This window comes from Variovorax boronicumulans (assembly GCF_009811375.1).
GTDB classification, from domain to species: Bacteria; Pseudomonadota; Gammaproteobacteria; order Burkholderiales; family Burkholderiaceae_C; genus Variovorax; species Variovorax boronicumulans.
In genome coordinates, this window is record NZ_BKDH01000005.1 from 109,645 (window position 1) to 134,054 (window position 24,410).

Here is a 24,410-nt window from a genome sequence, read left to right on the forward strand (position 1 = left end):
ACCGAGGAACCGGCTTCGCCGGGCCTCAGGTGTTGCCCCCGGTAGGGGGTTGGCGTAGCGGACACGCAGTGCCGCGCAGCCTGGGGGCGAGCGAAATCAGGAGCTGAACAGGAAGTTCATCACGTCGCCATCCTTGACAACGTATTCCTTGCCTTCCGACCGCATCTTCCCCGCGTCCTTCGCACCTTGCTCGCCCTTGAAGGCGATGTAGTCGTCGAACGCGATGGTCTGGGCGCGGATGTAGCCCTTCTCGAAGTCGCCGTGGATCACGCCGGCAGCTTGGGGGCCGGTGTCGCCGATGTGGATGGTCCAGGCGCGCACTTCCTTCACGCCGGCGGTGAAGTAGGTCTGCAGGCCCAGCAGCTTGAAGGCGGCGCGGATCAGGCGGTTCAGGCCCGGCTCTTCCTGGCCGATCTCGGCGAGGAACATCTTCTTGTCTTCGTCGTCCATCTCGGCCAGGTCGGCTTCGATCTTGGCGCAGATGGCGACCACGGGCGCGCCCTGCTTGGCGGCGTACTCGCGCAGGCGGTCCAGGTAGGGGTTGTTCTCGAAGCCGTCTTCGGCCACATTGCCCACGAACATGGCGGGCTTGGCGGTGATGAGCGTGAAGCTCTTCACCAGCGGCAGCTCTTCCTTCGTGAACTCGAGCGCGCGCACGGGCGTGTTCTCGTTCAGCGCGGCCTGGCACCGTTCGAGCAGGCCGACGAGCTTCTGCGCGTCCTTGTCGCCCGAGCGGGCCACCTTGGTGTGGCGGTGCAGCGCCTTCTCGACCGTGGCCAGGTCGGCCAGGCACAGCTCGGTCTGGATCACCTCGATGTCGGAGATCGGGTCGACCTTGCCGGCCACGTGGATCACGTTCTCGTCGTCGAAGCAGCGCACCACGTTCACGGTGGCGTCGGTCTCGCGGATGTGCGCCAGGAACTTGTTGCCCAGGCCTTCGCCGGTGCTGGCGCCGGCCACCAGGCCGGCGATGTCGACGAACTCGACGATGGCGGGCACCACGCGCTCGGGCTTGACGATCTCGCTCAGCTGGTCGAGCCGCGGATCGGGCACTTCCACCACGCCCACGTTGGGCTCGATGGTGCAGAACGGATAGTTTTCCGCTGCGATGCCGGCCTTGGTCAACGCATTGAAAAGGGTGGATTTACCGACGTTGGGCAGGCCGACGATGCCGCATTGCAAACTCATGGGAGGTCCTCTTGGGTAACCCCCGATTTTAGGCTGACCGGGTTCTCCCCCGGGTCGGGCGCCCTTCCCGCCACGCCGGCGCGTCCTTTTCCAAGGCGCTCGACTCCGCACGAAAGCCCTCTGGCAGAGGCTTCGAGGGCTGAAAGGCTCAGGGTTTGACCCGACTGGCAAACGTTTGCGCAAACGTTTCCCTCGATTAACATCGGGGCCCCCGGCACAGACCGGCGTTCCGCTCTGACCCCTCATTTCAGGAGACATCCACCATGAAGTTCACCCGCCGTACCCTGCAAAGCGCTGCCGCATTGACCTTGCTGGGCGCCATCGCCGGAACGCCCGCCTTCGCGCAGGACAAGCCGAAGGTCGCGCTGGTCATGAAGTCGCTGGCCAACGAGTTCTTCCGCACCATGGAAGACGGCGCCAAGGCGCACCAGAAGGCCAACGCCGCGCAGTACACGCTGGTGGCCAACGGCATCAAGGACGAGACCGACACCGCCGCCCAGATCAAGATGGTCGAGCAGATGGTGGCGCAGAAGATCAACGCGCTGGTCATCGCACCCGCCGATTCGAAGGCGCTCGTGCCGGTGATCAAGGCGGCCATCGACAAGGGCATCCTGGTCGTGAACATCGACAACCGGCTGGACGCCGACGCCCTGAAGGAAAAGGGCATCCAGGTGCCCTTCGTCGGCCCCGACAACCGCGCCGGCGCCAAGCTGGTGGGCGATGCGCTGGCCAAGGAGCTGAAGTCGGGCGACAAGGTCGGCATCATCGAAGGCGTGTCGACCACCTTCAATGCGCAGCAGCGCACGCTGGGCTACCAGGACGCCATGAAGGCCGGCGGCATGACCGTGGTCGGCGTGCAGTCGGGCCAGTGGGAAATCGACAAGGGCAACACCGTGGCCGCCGGCATGATGCGCGAGCACCCCGACCTGAAGGCCCTGCTGGCCGGCAACGACAGCATGGCGCTGGGCGCCGTGGCGGCCGTCAAGGCCGCGGGCAAGACCGGCAAGGTGCTGGTGGTGGGCTACGACAACATCGGCGCCATCAAGCCGATGCTGAAGGACGGCCGCGTGCTCGCCACCGCCGACCAGTTCGCCGCCAAGCAGGCCGTGTTCGGCATCGAGACCGCGCTGAAGGCCATCGCCGACAAGAAGAAGCAATCGGAAATGCCGGCCGAAGTGAAGACCGACGTGGTGCTGGTCACCAAGTCGTCCAAGTAAGCCATTCCGCTCCCCCTAAAAAGAAGAAGACCTCGTTTTGACTGCCGCACCCGACGCCGCCATGAATCCGCCCTTACCCACCGCCGTGCTCGCCCTGAGCACGGTCGGCAAGGACTACGCGGCGCCGGTGCTCGACGGCGTTTCTCTCGAGCTGCGCGCCGGCGAGGTGCTGGCGCTCACGGGCGAGAACGGCGCGGGCAAGAGCACGCTGTCGAAGATCGTCTGCGGGCTGGTGCAGCCCACGCGCGGCGGCATGCTGCTCGATGGCCAGCCCTTCGCGCCGGCCTCGCGCCGCGATGCCGAGCGCCTGGGCGTGCGCATGGTCATGCAGGAACTCGGCCTCGTCACCACGCTGTCGGTGGCCGAGAACCTGCTGCTCGACCGCCTGCCGCACAAGAGCGGCTGGATCCGCCGCGCCACCCTGCACGAGCTGGCCGAGCGCCAGCTCGCCAAGATCGGCCTGGACGGCATCGACCCGGCCACGCCGGTGGCGCGGCTGGGCATCGGCCAGCAGCAGATGGTGGAGATTGCACGCAACCTGCAGGACGACACGCGCGTGCTGGTGCTCGACGAGCCCACCGCCATGCTCACGCCGCGCGAAACCGCGCACCTGTTCGAGCAGATCGAGCTGCTGAAGCTGCGCGGCGTCGCGATCGTCTACGTGTCGCACCGCCTCGAAGAGCTGCAGCGCATCGCCGACCGCGTGGCGGTGCTGCGCGACGGCAAGCTGGTCGACGTGCGCGCCATGGCCGGCGTGCGCGAATCCGAACTGGTGCAGCGCATGGTCGGGCGCGCGGTGCACGAGCACGAAGGCCGCGCGCGTCGCGTGGCGGGCCCGGTGCTGCTGAGCGCGCGCGGCATCGGCCGGGCGCAGGTGGTGCGCGACGTCGATCTCGAACTGCGCGCGGGCGAAGTCATGGGCCTGGCCGGGCTGGTCGGCTCGGGCCGCACCGAACTCGTGCGGCTGCTGTTCGGCGCCGACCGCGCCGACCGCGGCGAGGTCGTACTGCACGACGGCACGCCGGCCGCACAGCCCGTGCAGCATGCGCGCAAGGGCTGGCGCTCGCCAATGCAGGCCATTCGCGCGGGCATCGGCCTCGTGACCGAAGACCGCAAGTCGCAGGGCCTGCTGCTCACGCAGCCGATCCGCGTCAATGCCACGCTGAGCGACCTCGGCGCGATCTCGCATGCCGGCTGGCTGCGCCGCGCCAAGGAGCGCCAGATTGCGCGCCGGCTGGTGGAGCTGCTGCGCATCCGCTCGCGCAGCATCGAACAACCCGTGTCCACGCTCAGCGGCGGCAACCAGCAGAAGGTGGTCTTCGCGCGCTGGCTACACCGCGAATGCAAGGTGCTGCTGCTGGACGAACCCACGCGCGGCGTGGACGTGGGCGCGCGCGCCGACCTGTACGCCGAGCTCGACCGCATGACCGACGCCGGCAAGGCGCTCTTGATGGTGTCCAGCGACCTGCGCGAGCTGATGGCCATGTGCGACCGCATCGGCGTGATGAGCGCCGGCCGGCTGGTCGCGGTGTTCGAGCGCGGCGAGTGGAGCGAACAGTCGCTGCTCGCCGCCGCCTTCAGCGACGCCACGGGCCGCGTGCCCGGTTCCCCGGCGGATTCCGCCTCCTCCGCATCCGCCCCGACTTCCGCCGACGCCTGACGACCATGAACGCAGCCTCTCCCTCTTCTCCTGCTTCCGCCGCCGCCGGCAAGCCGCCGTCCGCGCTCAAGGGCCAGCTCGGCACCTACCTGGGCCTCACGGTCGTGCTGCTGGGCATGATTGCGCTCTTCGGCTCGATGAGCGAATACTTCCTCACGCGCGAGACCTTCATCTCCATCGCCAACGAGATCCCGGCGCTGGCCGTGATGGCGGTGGGCATGACCTTCGTGCTGATCATCGCGGGCATCGACCTGTCGGTGGGCTCGGTGCTCGCGCTGAGCGCGGCCGTCACGGCCGCCGCCATCCTCGAATGGAAGCTCTCGGTGCCGCTGGCCGCCCTGCTGGGCCTGGCCACCGGCCTCATCTGCGGCACGGTGACGGGCGCGGTGTCGGTCGCCTGGCGGCTGCCGAGTTTCATCGTCTCGCTGGGCATGCTCGAAGCCGTGCGCGGCGGCGCCTACCTGGTCACCGACTCGCGCACGCAGTACGTGGGCGACGCCATCTCGGGCCTGGCCGCGCCGTGGATCGGCGGCATCTCGGCCGCCTTCGTGCTCGCCGTGGTGCTGGTGGCCGTGGGGCAGCTGGTGCTCACGCGCTCCGTGTTCGGCCGCCATGTCGTGGGCATCGGCACCAACGAGGAAGCCATGCGCCTGGCAGGCATCGACCCGCGACCGATCCGCATCATCGTGTTCGCCGTCACGGGCCTGCTGGCCGGGCTCGCGGGCCTGATGCAGTCGGCCCGCCTCGAAGCGGCCGACCCGAACGCGGGCGTGGGCATCGAGCTGCAGGTGATCGCGGCCGTGGTCATCGGCGGCACCAGCCTCATGGGCGGGCGCGGCTCGGTGGTCAACACCTTCTTCGGCGTGCTGATCATCGCGGTGCTCGAGGCCGGCCTGGCGCAGGTGGGCGCGAGCGAACCAAGCAAGCGCATCATCACGGGCGCGGTGATCGTGGTGGCCGTCATCATCGACACCCTGCGCCAGCGCCGGGCCGATCGTCGATTGGCCTGAGCCTCAAGGAACCCACACAACCATGGCCACCATCAAGGACGTCGCACTCCAGGCGGGCGTTTCCGTCACCACCGTGTCGCACGTCGTCAACGACACGCGCCACGTGAGCGCCAAGGTGCGCGAGCGCGTCGAGCTGGCGATCCGCGAACTGGGCTACGTGCCCAACGCGATGGCGCGCAGCCTCAAGAGCAACACCACCTCGACGCTGGGCATGCTCATTCCCAACAGCTCGAACCCCTACTTCGCCGAGATCGTGCGCATCGTGGAAGACCGCTGCTTCGGCGCCGGCTACACGCTGGTGCTGTGCAACACCGACGACGAGCCCCGGCGCCAGAGCGTGTACCTGCAGGTGCTGGCCGAGCGCCGCATCGACGGGCTCATCGTGGTGTCGACCGGCGCCGACGAAGACGACTCGCTCGCCACCCAGCTGCGCGGCCTGCGCATTCCCACCGTGCTGGTCGACCGCGAGATCGCCGACCCCGCCTGCGACCTGGTGGAAACCGCCCACATGCAGGGCGGCCTGCTCGCGGTGCGGCACCTGCTGTCGCTGGGCCACAAGCGCATCGCCTGCATCGGCGGGCCGCTGGGCGTCACATCGAGCGAGCAGCGCATCGAAGGCTGGCGCATGGCGCTGGCAGAGACTGGCTCGACACCGAACGCCGACGCGCTGCTGTGGCGCGGCGGCTTCACCAGCCAAGGGGGCTACGAGGCGATGCACGCCATCCTGCGCACCGAGCAGAAGCCCTCGGCCGTGTTCGTGTGCAACGACCTGATGGCCATCGGCGCGCTGCGCGCCGCGCATGAAAGCGGCGTGCGCGTGCCCGACGAACTCTCCATCGTGGGCTTCGACGACATCGAACTGTCGGCCTACACCAGCCCGCCGCTCACCACCGTGGCCCAACCCAAGGAGCGCATCGGCGCGCTGGCGGTCGACATGCTGCTGGAGCGCATGGGCGGCAAGCGCCGCGACGCGCGCAAGGTCGTGCTGCAGCCCGAGCTGCGCGTGCGCGCCTCGACCGTGCGCCACGCGGGCTTTCGCGAAGCCGGCGTGACGCCCGCCCCTTCCACCACCGCCACACCTTCCAAGTCCCGCACCTCGTGAGCCTTCAGCCTCTTTCTTCCTCCAAGGCACCGCGCATCGTGGTGCTCGGCAGCCTGAACATGGACATCGTGCTGCGCGTGCCGCACGCGCCGGCCGCGGGCGAAACCCTGCTGGGCCGCTCGATCGACGCCATCCCCGGCGGCAAGGGCGCCAACCAGGCCGTGAGCTGCGCGCGCCAAGGCGCGCAGGTGCAGATGATCGGCTGCGTGGGCGACGACGCGCATGGCGCGGCCCTGCGCGATGCGCTCGCGCGCGACGGCATCGACACCGCGGCGCTGCGCACCGTGGCGGGCGAGCCGACCGGCACGGCGCTGATCCTCGTGGAAGACAGCGGCCAGAACCGCATCGTGATGATCCCCGGCGCCAACGCGCGCGTCGCCATCGACGAAGCCTCGCTGACGCAGCAGGTGCAGGGCGCGGCCTTCCTCGTCGCGCAGTTCGAGACCCCGATGGACCAGGTGACACGCGCCATCAACGCCGCGCACGACGCGGGCTGCGCGGTGATGCTCAACCCCTCGCCGGTGCAAGCCATCGCCGAGGCGCTCTGGCCCCGCATCGACACGCTGGTGGTCAACGAGATCGAGGCGCAGACCCTGTCGGGCCAGAACGCCGACAGCCCCGAAGAGGCCGCGCAGGCCGGCCAGGCGCTGCGCGCGCGCGGCATCGCCCGCGTGGTCGTGACGCTGGGTTCGCGCGGCGCCGTGGCGGTCGACGCCGACGGTGCGCGCCACCATCCCGCGCCGAAGGTGCAGGCGGTCGACACCACCGCCGCCGGCGACACCTTCCTGGGCGCGCTTGCCGTGGCGCTGGGCGAAGGCCAATCGTTCGACGAGGCCGTGCGCCTGGGCATCCGCGCCGCCGCGCTGTGCATCCAGCAGCCCGGCGCCCAACCCTCCATTCCGCTGCGCGACGCCGTGCTGCGCAGCCCCCTACCCCCCGACTGGATCACGCTGTGAAACGCTCTCCCCTGCTGCACGCCGAACTCTCCCACGTGATCGCCTCGCTGGGCCACGGCGACATGCTGGTGATCGGCGACGCCGGCCTGCCGATTCCCGACGGCCCGCGCCGCATCGACCTGGCGGTGGCGCGCGGTGTGCCGGGGATCACCGATGTGCTGAAGGCGGTGCTGTCCGAGATGCAGGTGGAAAGCGCGCTGATCGCGCGCGAGGCGCTGGAGCCCTTGCCTGCCGGCACGCTGCCCGCGTGGTGCGAAGGCCAACTGGGCGTGGTGCCGCAGGTCATCTCGCACGAAGAACTGAAACGCGTGAGCGCACGCGCCAAGGCCGTGGTGCGCACGGGCGAATGCACGCCCTACGCGAACATCATCCTGGTCGCGGGCGTGGCGTTCTGAATGGGCCTCGACGCCTCGGTCCGCTGCAACTGCTGGGAGCGCGGCCTGACCCGGCCGACGCCCCTGGCATCGCGCATCGCCATCGACGAAGAGGGCTACCCCGGGTTGAAGGACGAGGACGACCCCGACTTCGGCCCGTTCTGGGAGTGGCTGCAGACATGCTGCGTCCACCCGGGCATGAAACAGGCCCACGAACACCTCGCGAACTGGCACGGCTATCGGGAGTTTCAGCATGCATTGCACCAGGCAGGCGGTGCCGAGCGCTTTCCGACGCTGTTCGACAACCTGCCAGAGGCGAATGGAGGTCTGGCACCCGCCGCCGTGGCACCGCGCATGCTCGCGGAGCTGTCGGATTTCGAACAGTCCGCGCGCTTCGGCCAACGCTTCGTGCTGTTGGACTCGACCTCGGGCGATGAACTGCGCAGTGCCTCGGCGTCGCACGAGTTTGTGCTGACGTCCGAGTTGCGTCTGGGCGTCGATGCCGAGGGCTTCTTCGTCGTGTCGGGAGGCGCCGAGGTGCTGTTTCGCAGCAAGCGCTTCACGCAGGCCCTGCTGACGCCTGAAGGCTCAGACTCGTTCAAATCAGGCCCCGTGCTGCTGACGGACCTGGATTCAGGCCAAAGCTTCCGGTGCGCGCTTGCAATGCCCGGCCCCGCCATTGCCTGGCCCGACGGTCGCATGCAGAACGATGCGGGTCAGTGTCGCTCCAGCTACCCGACGGCGGTTCATTTCGAGATGCGCGACCGCACGAGTGCCGACTTCAACTACATCGTCGAGCCGCTTCGAATTTTGTGCAGCGCAGCCATCGAAACGGGAAATCCGATTCGCTGGTCGTAAAGACCACGGCGCTTACTCGAACCTGTAGTTCGCGCCCACCACCTGCCCCACCTTGAGCATGTGCTCCACGCCCTGCACCACGATGCAGTTCATGCCGAAGGTGATGCCGCCGTCCACGCGCGCGTCGGCGCGGTAGGTGCGCAACATGTCGCCGACCTCGGGGCTGCTGAGCGCGGTGGCCGGGTCGATGTCGGGAATGGGGCAGCGCGTGCAGGGCTTGACCGGGCGCAGCTCGGCCTCGCCTTCGCCGGTGGTGACGTGCAGCGCGTCGACCCGGTCTTCGTCGTGCGACTCGATGCCGGCCAGCACGATGTTCGGGCGGAAGCGCTCGATGCCGACCGGGCCGTGGCCCGCCGCCGCCAGGCGCTCGTTGAGCTCGGCGATCGAGCCCTCGCTGGCCACCAGCAGCGGAAAGCCGTCGGCGAACTGGTTCAGCGCCTCCACGCCGTCGGTCCACTTCAGGCTCGACAGGCGCTGGTGCTCGGGGTCGAAGCGCACCAGGCGCAGCGTCTGCGGCTTGCCGGGCTCCGAAAGAAAGTCGCTGAACCACTGGGCGGCGATGTCGCCCATGTCGTAGGCCGCCACCTCGTCCTTCCACACGCGCACGCGCACCGGCTGCTCGACGCGGTCGAAGGCCAGGTGCAGCGCCAGCATGCCGGGCGCGCGCAGCACGACCTCGGTGTGCTTCATCTGCGGCTGGATGAGCGCCATGCGCGGCAGCTGCCGCTGGGTGACGAACTCGCCCTGCGCGTCGACCACCATCCAGGCCCGGTCGAACTCCAGGCCGGTTTCGGTGAGCAGCATCTCGTCGAGCTCGACGCCGGCGCACGATTTGACGGGGTACACGAACAGGCGGGCGATGGTGGCCTGGAGATCGAAAGCGGGCGGCTGCGACACGGTGGGGGTTCCTTTGAAATCGCTGGCCATTCTCCCGCATGAACGGGTATCGGCGCCCGCGCGCGAGGCAACTCCTACAATCATCCGATGGCCCTCTCACCCGAAGTTTGTATCCGCGGCGCCGGCATCGTCGGCCGCACGCTGGCGCTGCTGCTGGCGCGCGAACGCGTGCGTGTCGCGCTGGTGGTGCCGCCGGCCCCTGCGGGCAAGGAAGACATCCGGGCGTACGCGCTCAACGCGGCGTCCCGCACCCTGCTCGAATCGCTGCGCGCCTGGCCCGACACGGCCCATGCCACGCCGGTGCACGAGATGCAGGTGCATGGCGACGACGGCGGCCGCGTGCAGTTCAGCGCCGCGCGCCAGAAGGTCGAGGCGCTGGCCTGGATCGTCGACGTGCCCGCGCTCGAGCAGCAACTGGCCGACGCGGTGCGCTTCCAGCCCCTGATCGACGTGGTGACCGAGCCCGTGGCCGCGCCGCTCACGGTGGTGTGCGAAGGCAAGGCCAGCGCCTCGCGCGCGGCGCTGGGCGTGAGCTACGAGGTCACGCGCTACCCGCAGCACGCCATTGCCGCGCGGCTCGAAGCCGCGCACACGCACGACGGCATCGCGCGCCAGTGGTTCAACGACCGCGGCGAGGTGTTCGCCCTGCTGCCGCTGGGCGGCGTGCACGGCAAGACGCTGGCGCTGGTGTGGTCGGTCGACCAGCTGCGCGTGCCCGAGCTGGTCGCGCAAAGCGCCGAAGAATTCAGCGCCGCGGTGAGCGAAGCCAGCCACGGCGAGCTGGGCTCGCTGCGGCTCACGAGCGAACGCGCCGTGTGGCCGCTGTCGCGCGCCATCGCCGACCGCTGGTCGGGTGCGATGCCCGGCCAGCCCACCCAGTCCTGGGTGCTCGCGGGCGACGCCGCGCACACGGTGCATCCGCTGGCGGGCCAGGGCCTGAACCTCGGCCTGGCCGACGCGGCCGCGCTGGCCGACGTGATCCGCACCCGCGACTACTGGCGCAGCGTGGGCGACGCCCGCCTGCTGCGCCGCTACGAACGCGCCCGCCGCGCCGACGTGCTGCAGATGAGCCTGGCCACCGACGGATTGCAGCAACTTTTCTCGCACAACCTGGGTCCACTGCCTGCGTTGCGCAACTGGGGCATGCGCGGTTTCGACCGCACGCGCTTCGTGAAGCACTGGATCACCGCACAAGCCATGGGCCTGAAGTCCTGACGCCCCGCGCCCTCCAGCCCTCCACCTTTTTCCCGAAACCTTCCCGATGACCTTCGTCCGCCACCTTCTCGTCGCCGCCTGCGCGCTGCTCACGCTCTCCACCGCCGGCGCGGGCGAGGCCGAGATCCGCAAGAACCTGCCGACGCACATCCCGCAACTGCCGCCCATCGAGGAAGTCACCAAGACGCCCGTGCCGGGCCTGTACGAAGTGCGCGTCGGCGGCAGCCAGCTGCTCTACACCGACGAGCAGGGCAACTACCTGCTGCAGGGCAGCCTGATCGACGCCAAGACCCGCCGCAACCTCACCGAGGAGCGCGTCGAGAAGCTCACCGCCGTCGCCTTCGACAAGCTGCCGCTGAAAGACGCGATCAAGATCGTGCGCGGCAACGGCAAGCGCAAGGTCGCGGTCTTCGAAGACCCGAACTGCGGCTACTGCAAGCGCTTCGAAAAAGACATGAAGAAGGTCGACAACGTGACCGTCTACATGTTCCTGTACCCCGTGCTCGGCCCGGATTCGACCGCCAAGTCGCGCGACATCTGGTGCAGCAAGGACCCGGGCAAGGCCTGGGCCGACTGGATGGAAGGCAACGTCAAGCCCGCCGCCGCAGCCACCAGCTGCAACGTGACGGCGCTGGAGCGCAACGTGGAGTTCGGCCGCAAGTACAACATCACCGGCACGCCCACGCTGATCTTCACCGACGGCAGCCGCGTCCCGGGCGCGATTCCCGCCGAACAGGTCGAGAAGCAGCTCGCCGCCGCCAACTGATCCGATGGCGACGACCTCCGCTTCCCGGCGCGCAGCCGCGGCTGCAACCGCCACGCCCGCTGTGCATTGCCGCGTCGAGTGCGCCGACCTGCATGCGCGCCTGTTCGCCGTCACGCTGACCATCGCCGCGCCCGCCGCGCAGCAGCGCGTGGCGCTGCCGGTGTGGATTCCGGGCAGCTACCTCGTGCGCGAGTTCGCCAAGAACCTGCAGGGCCTGCGCGCCACGCAGGGCCGCCGCAAGCCAGTGCTGACGCAGCTCGACAAGTGCAGCTGGCAGATCGATTGCGTGCCAGGCCAGCCGCTGGTGCTGCACTACCAGGTGTGCGCCTACGACAACTCGGTGCGCACCGCATGGCTCGACGCCACGCGCGGCTTCTTCAACGGCACCAGCGTGTGCCTGCGCGTCGAAGGCCAGATCGAGGCGCCGCACGCGCTGGAGATCGTGCCGCCCGCGCTGCCGGCCGACGCCGCGCGCTGGTCGTGCGCCACCGCGCTCGTGCCGACGAAGGCCGACAAGCACGGCTTCGGCAGCTACCGCGCCGCCGGCTACGACGAACTGGCCGACAGCCCGGTCGAGATGGGCGCCTTCTGGAGCGCCGAGTTTGAGGCCTGCGGCGTGCCGCACCGCTTCGTGATCGCGGGCGCCGCGGCCTCGTTCGACGGCGATCGCCTCATTGCCGACACCAAGGCCATCTGCGAAGCCGAGATCCGCTTCTGGCACGGCGACAAGGCCGGCAAGCGCGGCGGGCCGAAGCTGCCGATCGACCGCTACGTGTTCATGCTCAACGCGGTGGACGACGGCTACGGCGGGCTCGAGCACCGCCATTCCACCGCGCTCATCTGCAACCGCCGCGACCTGCCGCTGCGCGGCGAAAAGAAGAAGCAGCCCGAGGGCTACACCACGCTGCTGGGCCTCATCAGCCACGAGTACTTCCATACCTGGAACGTCAAGCGCATGCGCCCGGCGGAGTTCGCGAGCTACGACTACAGCCGCGAGAACTACACGCAGCTGCTGTGGTTCTTCGAAGGCTTCACGAGCTACTACGACGACCTGCTGCTGCGCCGCGCCGGCCGCATCGACGACGCCGCGTACCTGCGCCTGCTCAACAAGACCATCAACCAGGTGCTGCAGACACCCGGCCGGCTGGTGCAGCCGGTGGCCGACGCGAGCTTCGACGCCTGGGTCAAGTACTACCGCCAGGACGAGCAGACGCCCAACAGCACCGTCAGCTACTACACCAAGGGTGCGCTGGTGGCGCTGTGCTTCGACCTCACGCTGCGCCAGGAAGGCAAGGGCACGCTCGACGACGTGATGCGCCACCTCTGGACGCACGGCAACGGCGGCCCGATCAGCGAGGCCGACATCGCCGCCGCGCTCGAAGCCGTGGGCGGACGCTCGTACGCCCCCGAGCTTGCGCGCTGGGTGCATTCGACCGACGAACTCCCGCTGGCCGACCTGCTGCGCGCGCACGGCGTGGCCACGCTCGACGACCCCTCGCAACCCGCGCAGGCGCTCGGCCTGCGCGTGGCCGAAAGCGGCGGCAGCGTGCAGATCAAGGTGGTGCTGCGCGGCGGCGCCGCCGAAAAGGCCGGCTTCTCGGCCAACGACGAATGGCTCGGCATCGAGCTGCCGGCCGTCGGTGGTCGCAAGGGCGCGGCGCAACCCGCACAGGCCTGGCGCCTCACCAAGCTCGACGACCTGGCGCTGTACCTCGGTGATGCCACCAAGTGCACCGCCCTCGTCGCGCGCGACCGCCGGCTGCTGCGCCTGCCGCTCACGCTGCCGACGGGCTCGACCACGTGGCGGCTGTTCTCGCACGACGCGGCCAAGATCACGGCCTGGCTCGCAGCCAAGCCTTGATTTCTTCCGTTCAGGCCGGGTGATCGACGGCCGCCGCCAGCGGCGGCCGCACGAACAGCATCGGCTGCGGCTCGCCCACCAGCACGCAGGGCTTGCCGGTGCGGCGGCAGTGGTCCTGCACGCGCCAGTAGGCACCGTGGCTCACGCAGCCGGTCTGGCAGATCACGAGGTCGGCGGCGCGCAGGCCTGCTTCGAGCGCCGCAGGGTCGTCGGCCTCGTCGCCGCCGTCGTGGTGCAGGTAATGGCCGCCGGCAATCTCCACGAGCTGGCGCGCCAGCGAAGGCGCTTCTTGCGCCGCTTCCGAACGGCCCACGCACAGCACCGACTTGGCCCGCAGATCGGCCGGCACCTGCGGCCCCGGCGGCAGGGCGTGGTGGCGCCGGCCGCCCGGTGCCAGCAGCGCATGCAGGCGCTGGGGCAAGGCAGTGCCTCTGTCGGCGCGCGCCGCCAGTTCCTCGCGCACGATGGCAATCGCCGAGTCGCGCGCCACCAGTGCACCGCGCAGCCGCACGATCTGCGCCTCGAGCCGCTCGACCCGGGCGGCCTGCTCCACCAGCAGGCGCGAGCAACGCTCCTGCACCCGGGCATAGGCCCGCAGCAACACGGCATGTTCTTGCATCGGGAAGTCCATGGCGGCCATTCTAGATGAGAACAATTCTCAAATGAAACACCCGCGCGTCAGCGGGCCCGAAGCCTGGCTGGGTATAGTGGGACGCGTTTTTTTCCCCACCTCCCCCGGAGACAGCGACACCATGAGCTACGAAAACATCGACGTGCGGACCGAAGCAGGCAAGGTCGGCATCATCACCCTCAACCGTCCCAAGGCCCTCAATGCGCTGAACGACGCGCTGATGACCGAACTGGGCCAGGCGCTCAAGGCCTTCGACGCCGACGACGCCATCGGCTGCATCATCCTCACGGGCAGCGAGCGTGCCTTCGCGGCCGGCGCCGACATCGCGGCGATGGCCAAGTACAGCTTCATCGACACCTACAAGGGCGACTACATCACGCGCAACTGGGAAACCATCCGCTCGATCCGCAAGCCCGTGATCGCAGCCGTGAGCGGCTTCGCGCTGGGCGGCGGCTGCGAGCTGGCGATGATGTGCGACTTCATCATCGCGGCGGACAACGCCAAGTTCGGCCAGCCCGAAATCAAGATCGGCGTGATCCCCGGCGCCGGCGGCACGCAGCGCCTGCCGCGCGCGGTGGGCAAGAGCAAGGCCATGGACATGGCGCTCACCGCCCGCATGATGGACGCCGCCGAAGCCGAGCGCGCGGGCCTCGTGAGCCGCGTGGTGCCCTTCGAGAAACTGGCCGACGAGGCCCTGGGCGCCGCGCTGATCATCGCGGGCTTCTCGCAGATCGCCGTGATGGCGGCCAAGGAATCGGTCAACCGCGCCTTCGAGAGCGGCCTGAGCGACGGCGTGATGTTCGAACGCCGCCTGTTCCACGCGCTGTTCGCCACGCAGGACCAGAAGGAAGGCATGGACGCGTTCCTGGCCAAGCGCCAGCCGGATTTCAAGAACGCCTGATCGGCTGAATCGTCACGGGCCCGGCGACCGCCACGGTCGCCGTCAGCGGGTCCGTGACAGCGCCGTGCGCAGCGCCTCGAGCGCCTGCGCCGGCGGCGTGCCGAGGAAGGCGGGGCCGCCCGGCTGCGGCGTCCACCGCACCTGGTCGCCCGCGATCTCGAGCACGGCCAGCAACGCGCCGTCGCGCCGCAGTTCGATGCGCGCCTCGACCGGCGCACCCCATTCCCCGCCCGACATGGTGGCCGCGCGCGCCACGGTGTTCACCAGCGCCGCGAGGCCTTCGGTGTCGCCGCGCGCCTGGCGCGTGGTGGTGCCGGCGCGCGTGATGTCGAGGGCGGTCCAGCGGTCCAGTGCCGTGAAGCCGCCGGCCGCGACGGCCTTGGCGGCGGCCGATGCAGGGGCCGGCGCGGCGCGGCGCTGCATGCCGGCGACGTTCGCGCTGGCACCGCCTTGCGCAGCGAGCGACGACGCCGTGTCTGCGGACTCGCGCTGCATCGGCGCTGGCGCTGCAGGCGCCGCAGGTGCTACGGCCGGCGCCGGCGGTGCGGCTGCGTAGGGCATCGGACTCTGGCCGACATCGGCCATGGGCGGTGCAGCCGGCATGGGCGCAGATGCGATGGCCGGTGCGGCAGGCGCAGGCACGGGCGCCGGGGCTTGCACTACCGGGGCCGCGGGCGCCGCCTTTTCCATCGCCCGTGCTTCGTCCTTCTGGACCGACGCCGCCGCCGCAGGGGCTTCGCGCCGCCGCGACGCTTCACGCGTGTCCTGCGTCTCGCGCTGCTTGAGGGTTTCCTTCGCATCGCGTGCCGCTTCGCTGCGCTGCGCAGCGGGTGGCGTCGTGTCCGCCGTTGCGGCCGGCTCAGCGGCGGGCGCAGGTGGCACCGGTGCCGGTGCCGGTGCCGCTGCCACTGCCGGCGCTTCCGCCGATTGCGCAGGCGGTGCCGACGCCGGCGCGGGCGCCCCGGCCACTTGCGCTTCGCCATCGAGCCGCGCTTCGGGCACCGGCTCGCGATGCCACAGCACGGTGACGAAGGTCGCCACGAGCACGGTCGCGAAGGCCGCGTTCCACGGCATGCGCGAACGGGGACTGCCGCCGCCGAACAGGCGTCGCCACCACGGCGCGGCTTCCACCGCAGGGCCGGCCGCCGGCGCGGAGGCCGTGGCGAGGTTGTGCGCCATCTTCAGGATCGCCTCGCGCGTGTGGGCCGCGGGCATCGCATCGCGGTCAGGCGCATGGTCCAGCGCGCGACGCAGCCGGGCGTCGTGCAGGTCGTCGTTGTCCATGCCGGTGCTCATGCCCGCTGCTCCAGCACCGACAGGTAGCGTTCCATGCAGCCGCGCAGCTTCTGCAGCCCATAGCGCAGGCGGCTGCGCACGGTCTCGAAGCCGATCTCCAGCCGGGCCGCGAGCGCGTCGACGGTCAGGCCGTCTTCATGGTGCAGGAGAAAAGCCGCGCGCTGCTCGGCCGGCAGTTCGTCCAGGCAGACCAGCAGCCGGCGACCGGCAGCGCGCCAGAACGCCAGCTCTTCAGCCGACGGATGCGCCGACAAGTCGGTGGCACCGTGCACGCCGCGGTCGAGCGCGGGCACCGCGTCGCCGTCGTCGTCCGTTGCATGGCCATCGAGCGTCACTTCGCGCCCGCTCACGCGCAGGCGGTCCATCGCGAGGTTGTGCGCGATGGTGAAGGCCCAGGTGCGCCACGTGGCGCCCTGCGGCGAGAAGCTGTCGCGCGCCGAGATGATCCGCACCCAGGTGTCCTGGAACACCTCGTCGGCCTGCGCGGCCAGCCGCGCGCCGAGCAGGCGCTTGACGAAACGGAACAGGCCGCCTTCGTGGCGCGCATAGAGCACGTCGAAGGCAGCAGCATCGCCGTGGGCGTAGGCCAGCATCAACTGATCGTCGGGCATGGCGTCGCGCGCAGTGGCGGCTTGGGCGGAAGGGGCGCGGGGCAGCGCAGACATCGAAGGATTGTCACCCGAGCTTGTACGGGCCAGCGGCGCGATCGGGGTTAAGTCGGGATGCGATCCGATGCGTTCGGACGCAGAAAAATCGACCAGAAAACGCGGGGTGTTGAACTGAGCCCAAAGCCTGGGCTATAATTTTGGGCTTCGGTGCAGTTTTGTACTGAACGGCTCTTTAGCTCAGTCGGTTAGAGCGATGGAATCATAATCCACAGGTCCGCGGTTCGAATCCGTGAAGAGCCACCAACACCGCTTCCCCGCCTCGGCGGAGAAGTCAAAAAAGCCCTAAGTTTTCAACGACTTAGGGCTTTTTTCTTGCCCGGAACATCCTCAGGAGCCCACCGCCACCCGGTCCAGCCGGAACGCCTCGGGCTCGCAATGCACCAGGCGCCAGCCGTGGGCGCCGTGCAGCTGCAGCTCGTCCACCACGTCCGTCAGCGTGCCGATGAGTTCGTTGCCCCAGAACCTGCGCGCGCCGCGCACGGGGTTGAGCATCTGCCGCAGCCGCGGAATCGACAGCACGCGTTCGGCATTGAAGAAGAACTCCAGCGCGAGGTCGAAGGTGACCGGATCGACGCGCTGCGTGCGGCCCGGGAAGCTCACGCTGCGGTCCATCGGCTGGAAGCTGTAGGCGCCCCACACGAGCGGTGCCGGCATCGCGCACGCCAGGCCGCGCGTGCGCAGCGACAGCAGGATGGAGCGATAGAAGTCGTCGAACGCCGGTGCCGCCACGGGCGGGCGTCCCCGCAGGTGCCGCGTCGGCGCGGGCGCCCCGTGCGCCAGCGGGACGACCTTCGCGCCCATCAACGACAGCACATCCGGCGCCTCTTCGCGCGCCGCCTCGGGCACATCGGCCAGGAACAGCAGGTTCAGGCGGTCGCCCAGCGCCTCGAGTTCGTCGACGCTGGTGAACACCAGCGGCGCCACGCCCAGCGCGCGCAGCACGCGCCGCGCGTACTCGCGCTCGCGCAACGCATGGCCGAGCACGCCGATGCGGCGGGCGGGGCGCGCCAGGGGCTCCGAGGGGGCGGCGAAGAAGCGGCTCATGCGGGAGCCCCTTCACAGTCCACTGCGGCAACAACATGCCCGAGGCAATGCGTTCGGGGGCTCGGGCCGCGGTTCGCGACCCCGGTGATCAGGACCGGCATGGGTGCTCGAAATTCTCAAAAGAATGAAAGAAGCCGCGTCCGGTGCGCCCGCGCTTCATGCCGCATGCGAATGCGGGCACAAGGCAGCGGGCCCACTGAAGCAACCCGGCGCTCACCCATCCTAGGAAGGCCCGCGCGGCCCGTACATAGGACTGTTCTGAAAAGCCCCGCCTTTCGCGCCCCTCAGAGCACCTTTGCGCCGCGCAGCCAGTCCAGCAGCATGGCCGAGTCGGCGCGCATGCGCAGGTCGGCCGCCTCGGCGTCAAAGCGTGTCGACACCTGCGCCGACTGGTTGTTGTAGTGGTCGCTCTCGGCGGTGAGCACGTCCAGCAGCGTGCGCTTGCCCAGGTGGTACCACTGCTCGTAGAAGATCTTGCGCACGCGGTCGGTTTCCTGGATCAGCTCGGTGTACTCGCCGGTCCGGCTCGCCGCCGCGTCGCGCTGCTCGGCCGAGGTGCGCAGCCGGTAGGCCAGGTCGCGCGCCGAGGCCTCGGCCTTTTCCTCGCCGGCCGCCGCGCGCTCGAAGGCCGCGCGTTCCGACGCGCGCCCCGAGCCGCCCTGGAACGCGTTCCACTGCAGCGACAGGCCCGTGGACCACGGCTGCTTGTTGCCCGCCGAATCTTCCTGCGTGCTCTTGCCGACCACCCAGTTCAGCTGCGGCAGGCGCCCGGCCTTCACCGACGCCGCATACAGGCCCGCGGCCTTCGCCTCGGCCCGCGCCTGCTGCATGGCCGGATGCTCGGCGCCCGCGATCAGGGCGTCCTGCAGCGCGACCGGGCGGATCTCCCAGGCCAGGTCGGCCGGCCACTGCACCTCTTCGCCGACCAGCTTCACGAGGTTGACCTGCACCTCGCGCAGCTTGGCCACGATGGCGTCGCGGCCGGTCACGGCCTGCAGGCGGCGTGCGCGCGCCTGCGTGAGTTCGCTGGCGCGGCCGCGGTCGCTCTGCACGATCTGGCTCAGCATGTCGACCAGCTCTTCCATGCGCTTCACATAGCCCTGGCTGGCCTCGAGCGCCGCCTGGTGGCGCCGCTGTTCGAGCAGCGCCGACACGGTGTCGTACGCGATCTTCTGGCGCACCTGCTGCGCCGCCTGGTAGGCCGCCTTCGAGGTCTCGGTGCGGCTGTCGATGGTGGCGCTCAGGCGCCCCCAGTCGTACACCGGCGTGGTGATCGCGAGGTTGCCCGCCGCGCTGCGCGTGCCGCTGTTGGCGCCGCCGCCGAAGGTCGCGGAAGGCGACGACACGCCCACCTGCACCTGGGGCCAACGCTGGCCCCTGGCCTGGTCGATGTCGTACTCGGCCGCCTTCCAGTTGGCCTGCGCCTCGCGCGCTTCGGCGCTGAGCTCGAGCGCCTTGCGCACGTTCTCGTCGAGGTAGGCCCGCAGGCGCTCGCCCGCATCGGCGCTGAGGCCCATCGAGGAGGCGGATGCCACCACCTTGCGCATCTGGAACGGCGGCGGCGACGCCGCGACGAACGGCGCAGGCATGGCCACCGGCGCCACGGCAACAGCCACGGCCGGCGCTGCAGCCAACCGCCGCGCCACCTTCAGCGCGGGCGCCTCGTCCTGCGACGCCTGCGCCACCGACGCACCGGCACCGAACAGCATCGACACCGACAGCAGCGCGCACACGCCCGGCTGCATGGATTTGTTCTGCTTCGTTTTCATGATGACTTCGACTCCTGCTCAGCGTTCGCGAAACGCTTCGCGTGCCTTGAGCACCGGCTTCAGCAGGTAGCTCAGGACTGATTTCTCGCCCGTGCGGATCTCGACCGTGGCGGTCATGCCGGGAATGATGGGGAACTCCTTGTCGCCCGCGCTCAAGGAAGCTTTGTCCGTGCGCACCAGCAGCCGGTAGTACGACGTGTCGCCACGCGCGCCCTGGCGCGCCTTCTCGTCGTCCTTCAGCGTGTCGGGGCTCAGGTGCTCCACCGTGCCGGTGAGGCCACCGTAGATGCCGTAGTCGTAGGCCGAGATCTTCACGGTGGCCGGCAGCGTCGGGCGGATGAAGGCCACGTCCGAGGGCTTGATCTTGGCTTCCACCAGCAGCTGGTCTTCCAGCGGCACGATCTCCATGATGTCCGCGCCCTGCTGGATCACGCCGCCGATGGTGTTCACGCGGATGTTCTTCACGGTGCCCTTCACGGGCGCCTTGATGGTGGTGCGCTTCATCACGTCCTCGCGCGCGCCCATGTTCTCCTTGGCCTGCGCCAGCTCGCCCTCGAAGCGCGTGAGCTCGGCGTTGGCCTCGGCCCGGTACTTGTTCTGGCGCTCGGCGATCTGCAGGCGGAACTCGTTGGCCTGGCGCTTCATGCGCAAGACCTCCACCTCCGACATCAGGCCGCGCGCCGACAGCGGCTCCGACAGCGAGATCTCGCGCTCGGCCAGCTGCAGGCTGCGCTGCAGCGCGCCCACGCTCTCGTTGAGCGTCTGGCGGCGTGCGTTGTAGGCCTGCGTCTCGTCGCGCACGATCGAGTCCACGCCCTGCACGTCCGGCGGAAACGCGAGCGGCTGCGCATAGGCCTCGGCGCGCAGCCGGGCAATGGAGCCCTTCAGCGCCTGCACCTTCGACAGCCCTTCGCGGTACGACGCGCCCGCGCGCGTCGGGTCGATCTCGAGCAGGATCTGCCCGCGCTCGACCACGTCGCCTTCGTGCACGTTCATCTCTTCCAGGATGCCGCCTTCCAGGCTCTGGATGATCTGCTCGCGGCTGGCCGGAATCACGCGGCCTTCGCCCTGCGTGATCTCTTCCACCTTGGCAAAGTGCGCCCACACGCCGCCGACCACGAGGATCGTCGCGATCAGGTACAGCACCGCCAGGCTGCCCGGCGTCTTCTGCACCAGCATCGCCTCGCGCAGGTCCTTCACGAAGGGAGAGTCTTCGTGGCGTGCCTGGCCGCTCGGGCCCGGGCGCTTTGCGGGCAGCTTCGCCACGGGGGCCGACACCTTCGCCGGCAAGGCCGCGCCGGGCATGGGCCCCGCGGTGGTTTCATTCGTGTTCATGGCATCGTTTCCTTGCATCGGGTGCGCGCTCACGCGGGCACCGGTTGTTCGTTCGGTTCATTGCCGGCCGTGCCGCGCAGGCGCGCCAGCACGGCGTCTTTCGGTCCGTCGAGAAACACCTTGCCGTCGCCGTCCATCACGACGATGCGATCGACCAGGTCGAGCACCGACAGCCGGTGCGTGGCCACCACCAGGGTCTGGCCCTGCGTGACGTGCGCCATGCGGCGCAGGAATTCGTGCTCCGTCTGCAGGTCCATCGAGCTGGTGGGCTCGTCCATCAGCAGGATGCGCGGGCGCAGCAGCAGGCAGCGCGCCAGTGCCACCAGCTGGCGCTGCCCGCCCGAGAGGCCGTGGCCGCCCTCGCCGATGGGCATGTCGTAGCCGCGCGGATGGCGCGCCGCAATCGCGTCGATGCCGGTGATGCGCGCCACGTGCAGAAACTCTTCCGTGGTGGCCGACGGGTGGCCGATGGTCACGTTGTCGCGCAGCGTGCCGTGGAACAGGCGCGCGTCCTGGCTCAGCAGGCCCACGGCGGCGCGCACGTCGGCCGGGTCGATCTGGCCCACGTCGACGCCGTCGAGCAGCACCTGGCCGGCACCGGGCTGGTACATCGCGGCCATCACGCGCAGCAACGTCGACTTGCCGCAACCGATGTTGCCCAGGATGGCGATGCGTTCGCCCGCCTTGATCGTCAGACTCACGTCCTGCAGCACCGGCGGTGCCGGCTGCATGGGCGGTGCGGGGTAGGCGAAGTTGATCTTCTTGAGCGTGACGTGGCCGTTGAACACGGGCTTGGCCAGGTAGCGTCGCTCCGCCACGCGGTCGGCCGGCTTGGCCATCACCTGGTTGAGCGAGGTCAGCGCCGTCTTGGCCTGCTGGTAGCGCACCGCCAGGCCCACCACCGCCGCCAGCGGCGAGGTCGAGCGCCCGGCCAGGATGACCGTGCCGAACAGCGCGCCCATCGTGAACTCACCCGCATGGATGAGGTACACGCCCCACACCACCAGCACCACGGTCTGCACCTGCTGGATCAGCGTGACGAGGTTCACCGCCATGCTCGAGAGCTTGCGCGACTTCATGGAGCTGGTGGCCGCGAGCGCGCTGAAGTTCTCCCACTTCTGCTGCATCACGCCCTCGCCGCGCGCGGCCTTGAGCGACTCGATGCCTTCGATCGATTCGATGAGCAGGCCCTGCTTGAGCGAACCCTCGCGCAGGTTCTCCTGCATCACCTTGGCCAGCGGCCACTGGATGGCCACGCTGATGAGGATGATGAGCGGAATGGACAGCAGCGGCACCAGCGCCAGCGGCCCGCCGATCATGAAGATGATGCCCACGAACAGCAGGCAGAACGGCAGGTCCGACAGCGTCGAGATCGTGGCCGAGGTCACGAAGTCGCGCACCGACTCGAACTCGCGCAGCTGGTTGGCCGACGAGCCCGACGACTGCGGCTTGTGCTCCATGCGCGTGGACAGCAGCTTGCGAAACAGCATCGAGCCCAGGATCAGGTCGGCCTTCTTGCCGGCCATGTCGACCAGGTGCGAGCGCACGTGGCGCGCGCTGAACTCGAACACCATCGCGAACACCACGCCGATGGCCAGCGACCACAGCGTCACGTAGGCCTGGTTGGGCACCACGCGGTCGTACACGTTCATCGTGAAGAAGGTGCTCGCCAGCGTGAGGATGTTGATGAGCAGCGCCGCCAGCGCCGCGCTCGCGTAGTAGCGCCGGTAGCGCCACAGCGTGGAAAACAGCCAGTGCCCTTCCGATTCCTCGGCCTCGGGGCCGGCGCGGTCGTCCAGCTGCGCATGCGGCTTGGCGAGCAGCGCGTGGCCGCCGTACAGCGCGGCCATCTCCTGCACGGTGAGCGTCACCGTGCCCGTGCCGGCTTCCGGCAGGATCACGTCGTAGGTGGCCTTGTCGCCCTGGCCGTTGCGGCCGGTGATCACACACGCGCCGCCTTCCTTGCGCAGCGCCACCACGGGGAACAGGTACGAGAGCAGGTCGCCCACCTCGCGCTTGACCCAGCCCGCGCCGATGCCCGCCTGCTCCAGGATGCGCACCGCCAGCGTGGGCGACAGGCGCATCTCGCGCGGCAGGCCCGCCTGCAGCGCGGCCTCGCTCAACGTGCGGCCGTGGTGCGCGCACAGCCAGTGCACGGCGCGCAGCAGCGTGTCGCGCTCTTCCGCCACCATCGCCATCGGCGACGCCTCGTTGCCGGGGGCTCCCGGTACGCCGGGTACGGCGTCATGCGCGATCACTGCAGCCATGTGGTTCTCTTTTCTCTTCGCCCGTTGGCAGGCCTGTGGCAGCGCGGCGGGGCCGTGGATGCCGGTGGTGTGAAACATCGGGGCAACACCCGTCCCTGCCCCATGGCATCGGACTTTCATGGCATTGCACCGACAAGGAATTCGCAGGGGCCCCGCATGCGCCTCGGCAGCGGGGGAACTCGACGTGGGAACCGCGCGGCAGGCGCCTTTCCCATGCCAAGGACTTTACAAATGGGCCCGTGAACAATCCATCGGACTCGTCCGAAACTGCGGGCCGCATGCACGCCAAAAGGGGCGTTGTCCCTGCCGCTGCGGGCAAGGGGCAACGCCCCGCGGCGCATGCAGCGCCGGAATGCCCGCCGCGCGGTGCGACTTACGCGACTTACTTCACGCCCTGCACCACCACCTCGACGCGGCGGTTGGGGGCGTTGCACGCAATGCGGGCGTCGCGCGAGCGATTGGCCACGCACGACACCACGGTCTCGACGCTGCCCATGCCTTCGGCCGCGATGCGGTCCGCCGGCAGGCCTTCGTCGGCCAGCACGCGACGCACCGTCTGTGCGCGCTGCTCCGACAGGCGCAGGTTCTCGGGCGCCGAGCCGATCGGATCGGCATGGCCGCGCACTGCGATGCGCGTCACGCCTTCCAGCGAATTCGCGCGGATCTGCGCGGCCACGTCGGCCAGTGCCGTGCGGCCCTTCTGCGTCATCGCGGCGAGGTCGGAGCGGCCGAACGCGAACAGCGTGTCGGTGTTGAGCGTGTAGCGGGCCTTTTCCACCGGCTGCACCGCGGCCACCGGCTCCCGGCAGCGCTCCACCGCGCTTGCGCGGCTGATCACGTGGCGCAACTCGTGCGCGCCCGCCAGCATGCGTTCGGCGTCGGCGCGGCGGTAGGGCACCGGGGAGCCCGAGCCGTCCTGCTCCGACACGGCCACGAACACCGTCTTGCCGCCTTCGAGCTCGGCGCGCGTGCGGGGCTGCGACTTGCCTTCGTAGGTGGGCGCATCGCCGAGGTAGGCCTCGACCGAGTGGTTGCCCGGGGCCACGCACAGGCGCGTGAAGCTGTTGGGCAGCAGCGCGGCGTGGAACTCGCCGTTCACGTACACGTGCGCCGCACCGGGGCGCTGGCCGGCGGCCGAACTGCTGACGGGGCGAAAGAAGATCACCTGGGCCTGGTCGGCCGCTGCGGCGGGCACGGCGCGGTAGACCGGTCCCTGACGGACCGCAGCAGCGCCCTGCTTCTGCGGTTGCTGGGCCTGCGCCGCGGTCGCCGCCAGCACGCCCAGTGCCAGGAGTGCGGCGGCGCGGACGCAGCGGCCGGAGAAAAGAAAAGTCGAAGGAAACAACGAAGACATGAATGGCTCCTGGTGCCCCGCGCGGGGGCACGCATGAAAAA

General features: G+C 69.6%; 21 protein-coding genes and 1 tRNA gene. 12 read left to right on the top strand and 10 right to left on the bottom strand.

What is annotated here, in order from left to right:
• Positions 1–96 precede the first annotated feature (96 nt).
• Positions 97–1,188: a redox-regulated ATPase YchF gene (gene ychF / locus VHAB30_RS27825; RefSeq protein WP_056577749.1), complete on the bottom strand. Its 1,092-nt coding sequence runs from the start codon at positions 1,186–1,188 to the stop codon at positions 97–99.
• 263 nt (positions 1,189–1,451) lie between these two features.
• On the opposite strand from ychF, the gene VHAB30_RS27830 reads away from it, so the two are divergent.
• From VHAB30_RS27830 to VHAB30_RS27860, 7 genes are all read left to right on the top strand, one after another.
• Positions 1,452–2,405: a sugar ABC transporter substrate-binding protein gene (locus VHAB30_RS27830; protein ID WP_062479141.1), complete on the top strand. Its 954-nt coding sequence runs from the start codon at positions 1,452–1,454 to the stop codon at positions 2,403–2,405.
• 61 nt (positions 2,406–2,466) lie between these two features.
• Positions 2,467–4,065, top strand: coding sequence for a sugar ABC transporter ATP-binding protein (locus VHAB30_RS27835; protein ID WP_235926946.1), 1,599 nt, complete (start codon positions 2,467–2,469; stop codon positions 4,063–4,065).
• Between the two features lie 5 nt (positions 4,066–4,070).
• Positions 4,071–5,075, top strand: a complete 1,005-nt coding sequence (locus tag VHAB30_RS27840) for an ABC transporter permease (protein ID WP_062482008.1) — start codon at positions 4,071–4,073, stop codon at positions 5,073–5,075.
• 22 nt (positions 5,076–5,097) lie between these two features.
• The gene (locus VHAB30_RS27845; RefSeq protein WP_159279325.1) at positions 5,098–6,177 is read left to right on the top strand and encodes a LacI family DNA-binding transcriptional regulator; all 1,080 of its coding nucleotides are present in this window, start codon (positions 5,098–5,100) and stop codon (positions 6,175–6,177) included.
• Complete coding sequence (rbsK, locus tag VHAB30_RS27850) at positions 6,174–7,133, top strand: ribokinase (RefSeq protein WP_159279326.1); 960 nt, start codon at positions 6,174–6,176, stop codon at positions 7,131–7,133. Before VHAB30_RS27845 ends, rbsK begins: the two co-directional genes overlap by 4 nt.
• On the top strand, positions 7,130–7,528 hold the full coding sequence (rbsD, locus tag VHAB30_RS27855) for a D-ribose pyranase (protein WP_159279327.1): 399 nt from the start codon (positions 7,130–7,132) through the stop codon (positions 7,526–7,528). The genes rbsK and rbsD overlap by 4 nt, the downstream gene beginning before the upstream one ends.
• The gene (locus VHAB30_RS27860; protein WP_159279328.1) at positions 7,529–8,365 is read left to right on the top strand and encodes a hypothetical protein; all 837 of its coding nucleotides are present in this window, start codon (positions 7,529–7,531) and stop codon (positions 8,363–8,365) included.
• 12 nt (positions 8,366–8,377) lie between these two features.
• On the opposite strand, the gene VHAB30_RS27865 is transcribed toward VHAB30_RS27860, so the two are convergent.
• Complete coding sequence (locus VHAB30_RS27865; RefSeq protein WP_390904066.1) at positions 8,378–9,292, bottom strand: MOSC domain-containing protein; 915 nt, start codon at positions 9,290–9,292, stop codon at positions 8,378–8,380.
• Between the two features lie 57 nt (positions 9,293–9,349).
• Between VHAB30_RS27865 and VHAB30_RS27870 the strand changes: the two genes are divergently transcribed.
• From VHAB30_RS27870 to VHAB30_RS27880, 3 genes are read left to right on the top strand one after another with little or no spacing between them, the layout of a single operon-like run.
• Positions 9,350–10,477 carry an FAD-dependent monooxygenase gene (locus tag VHAB30_RS27870; RefSeq protein ID WP_159279329.1) on the top strand — a complete coding sequence of 376 codons (1,128 nt, stop codon included), beginning with the start codon at positions 9,350–9,352 and terminating at the stop codon, positions 10,475–10,477.
• A gap of 46 nt (positions 10,478–10,523) precedes the next feature.
• Positions 10,524–11,243, top strand: coding sequence for a DsbC family protein (locus VHAB30_RS27875; protein WP_095746794.1), 720 nt, complete (start codon positions 10,524–10,526; stop codon positions 11,241–11,243).
• A gap of 4 nt (positions 11,244–11,247) precedes the next feature.
• Positions 11,248–13,104, top strand: a complete 1,857-nt coding sequence (locus VHAB30_RS27880; protein WP_159279330.1) for a M61 family metallopeptidase — start codon at positions 11,248–11,250, stop codon at positions 13,102–13,104.
• Positions 13,105–13,114: 10 nt separating this feature from the next.
• Here the strand turns inward: VHAB30_RS27880 and VHAB30_RS27885 are convergent, their stop codons facing one another.
• Positions 13,115–13,723: a DUF2325 domain-containing protein gene (locus VHAB30_RS27885; RefSeq protein ID WP_159279331.1), complete on the bottom strand. Its 609-nt coding sequence runs from the start codon at positions 13,721–13,723 to the stop codon at positions 13,115–13,117.
• 133 nt (positions 13,724–13,856) lie between these two features.
• Here VHAB30_RS27885 and VHAB30_RS27890 point away from each other — a divergent pair, with 133 nt between their 5' ends.
• Complete coding sequence (locus VHAB30_RS27890) at positions 13,857–14,636, top strand: enoyl-CoA hydratase (RefSeq protein ID WP_062481985.1); 780 nt, start codon at positions 13,857–13,859, stop codon at positions 14,634–14,636.
• Between the two features lie 42 nt (positions 14,637–14,678).
• Here the strand turns inward: VHAB30_RS27890 and VHAB30_RS31245 are convergent, their stop codons facing one another.
• Both VHAB30_RS31245 and VHAB30_RS27900 read right to left on the bottom strand, forming a co-directional pair.
• A complete protein-coding gene (locus VHAB30_RS31245) occupies positions 14,679–15,932 on the bottom strand; it encodes a hypothetical protein (protein ID WP_235926947.1) in 1,254 nt (417 codons plus the stop codon).
• Positions 15,929–16,597, bottom strand: a complete 669-nt coding sequence (locus VHAB30_RS27900; protein ID WP_159279332.1) for a sigma-70 family RNA polymerase sigma factor — start codon at positions 16,595–16,597, stop codon at positions 15,929–15,931. The genes VHAB30_RS31245 and VHAB30_RS27900 overlap by 4 nt, the downstream gene beginning before the upstream one ends.
• A 169-nt stretch (positions 16,598–16,766) precedes the next feature.
• On the opposite strand from VHAB30_RS27900, the gene VHAB30_RS27905 reads away from it, so the two are divergent.
• Positions 16,767–16,843: transfer RNA gene (locus tag VHAB30_RS27905), tRNA-Met, on the top strand.
• Between the two features lie 84 nt (positions 16,844–16,927).
• Here VHAB30_RS27905 and VHAB30_RS27910 read toward each other — a convergent pair.
• From VHAB30_RS27910 to VHAB30_RS27930, 5 genes are all read right to left on the bottom strand, one after another.
• Complete coding sequence (locus VHAB30_RS27910) at positions 16,928–17,644, bottom strand: hypothetical protein (protein ID WP_159279333.1); 717 nt, start codon at positions 17,642–17,644, stop codon at positions 16,928–16,930.
• Positions 17,645–17,928: 284 nt separating this feature from the next.
• Entirely contained in the window at positions 17,929–19,413 is a 1,485-nt protein-coding gene (locus VHAB30_RS27915) for a TolC family protein (RefSeq protein WP_159279334.1), read from the bottom strand.
• Between the two features lie 18 nt (positions 19,414–19,431).
• Positions 19,432–20,748: an HlyD family type I secretion periplasmic adaptor subunit gene (locus VHAB30_RS27920; RefSeq protein ID WP_235926949.1), complete on the bottom strand. Its 1,317-nt coding sequence runs from the start codon at positions 20,746–20,748 to the stop codon at positions 19,432–19,434.
• Between the two features lie 29 nt (positions 20,749–20,777).
• Positions 20,778–23,015 (bottom strand): type I secretion system permease/ATPase, encoded by a 2,238-nt coding sequence (locus tag VHAB30_RS27925; RefSeq protein WP_235926950.1) that lies wholly within the window; start codon positions 23,013–23,015, stop codon positions 20,778–20,780.
• Positions 23,016–23,397: 382 nt separating this feature from the next.
• On the bottom strand, positions 23,398–24,369 hold the full coding sequence (locus VHAB30_RS27930; protein ID WP_159279335.1) for an OmpA family protein: 972 nt from the start codon (positions 24,367–24,369) through the stop codon (positions 23,398–23,400).
• Positions 24,370–24,410: the final 41 nt, after the last annotated feature.

Bases quoted from the DNA above. Each gene is read 5' to 3' on its own strand.
- ychF (WP_056577749.1), bottom strand. From the start codon at position 1,188: ATGAGTTTGCAATGCGGCATCGTCGGCCTGCCCAACGTCGGTAAATCC.
- VHAB30_RS27830 (WP_062479141.1), top strand. From the start codon at position 1,452: ATGAAGTTCACCCGCCGTACCCTGCAAAGCGCTGCCGCATTGACCTTG.
- VHAB30_RS27835 (WP_235926946.1), top strand. From the start codon at position 2,467: ATGAATCCGCCCTTACCCACCGCCGTGCTCGCCCTGAGCACGGTCGGC.
- VHAB30_RS27840 (WP_062482008.1), top strand. From the start codon at position 4,071: ATGAACGCAGCCTCTCCCTCTTCTCCTGCTTCCGCCGCCGCCGGCAAG.
- VHAB30_RS27845 (WP_159279325.1), top strand. From the start codon at position 5,098: ATGGCCACCATCAAGGACGTCGCACTCCAGGCGGGCGTTTCCGTCACC.
- VHAB30_RS27860 (WP_159279328.1), top strand. From the start codon at position 7,529: ATGGGCCTCGACGCCTCGGTCCGCTGCAACTGCTGGGAGCGCGGCCTG.
- VHAB30_RS27865 (WP_390904066.1), bottom strand. From the start codon at position 9,292: ATGGCCAGCGATTTCAAAGGAACCCCCACCGTGTCGCAGCCGCCCGCT.
- VHAB30_RS27870 (WP_159279329.1), top strand. From the start codon at position 9,350: ATGGCCCTCTCACCCGAAGTTTGTATCCGCGGCGCCGGCATCGTCGGC.
- VHAB30_RS27875 (WP_095746794.1), top strand. From the start codon at position 10,524: ATGACCTTCGTCCGCCACCTTCTCGTCGCCGCCTGCGCGCTGCTCACG.
- VHAB30_RS27880 (WP_159279330.1), top strand. From the start codon at position 11,248: ATGGCGACGACCTCCGCTTCCCGGCGCGCAGCCGCGGCTGCAACCGCC.
- VHAB30_RS27885 (WP_159279331.1), bottom strand. From the start codon at position 13,723: ATGCAAGAACATGCCGTGTTGCTGCGGGCCTATGCCCGGGTGCAGGAG.
- VHAB30_RS27890 (WP_062481985.1), top strand. From the start codon at position 13,857: ATGAGCTACGAAAACATCGACGTGCGGACCGAAGCAGGCAAGGTCGGC.
- VHAB30_RS31245 (WP_235926947.1), bottom strand. From the start codon at position 15,932: ATGAGCACCGGCATGGACAACGACGACCTGCACGACGCCCGGCTGCGT.
- VHAB30_RS27900 (WP_159279332.1), bottom strand. From the start codon at position 16,597: ATGTCTGCGCTGCCCCGCGCCCCTTCCGCCCAAGCCGCCACTGCGCGC.
- VHAB30_RS27910 (WP_159279333.1), bottom strand. From the start codon at position 17,644: ATGAGCCGCTTCTTCGCCGCCCCCTCGGAGCCCCTGGCGCGCCCCGCC.
- VHAB30_RS27915 (WP_159279334.1), bottom strand. From the start codon at position 19,413: ATGAAAACGAAGCAGAACAAATCCATGCAGCCGGGCGTGTGCGCGCTG.
- VHAB30_RS27920 (WP_235926949.1), bottom strand. From the start codon at position 20,748: ATGAACACGAATGAAACCACCGCGGGGCCCATGCCCGGCGCGGCCTTG.
- VHAB30_RS27925 (WP_235926950.1), bottom strand. From the start codon at position 23,015: ATGGCTGCAGTGATCGCGCATGACGCCGTACCCGGCGTACCGGGAGCC.
- VHAB30_RS27930 (WP_159279335.1), bottom strand. From the start codon at position 24,369: ATGTCTTCGTTGTTTCCTTCGACTTTTCTTTTCTCCGGCCGCTGCGTC.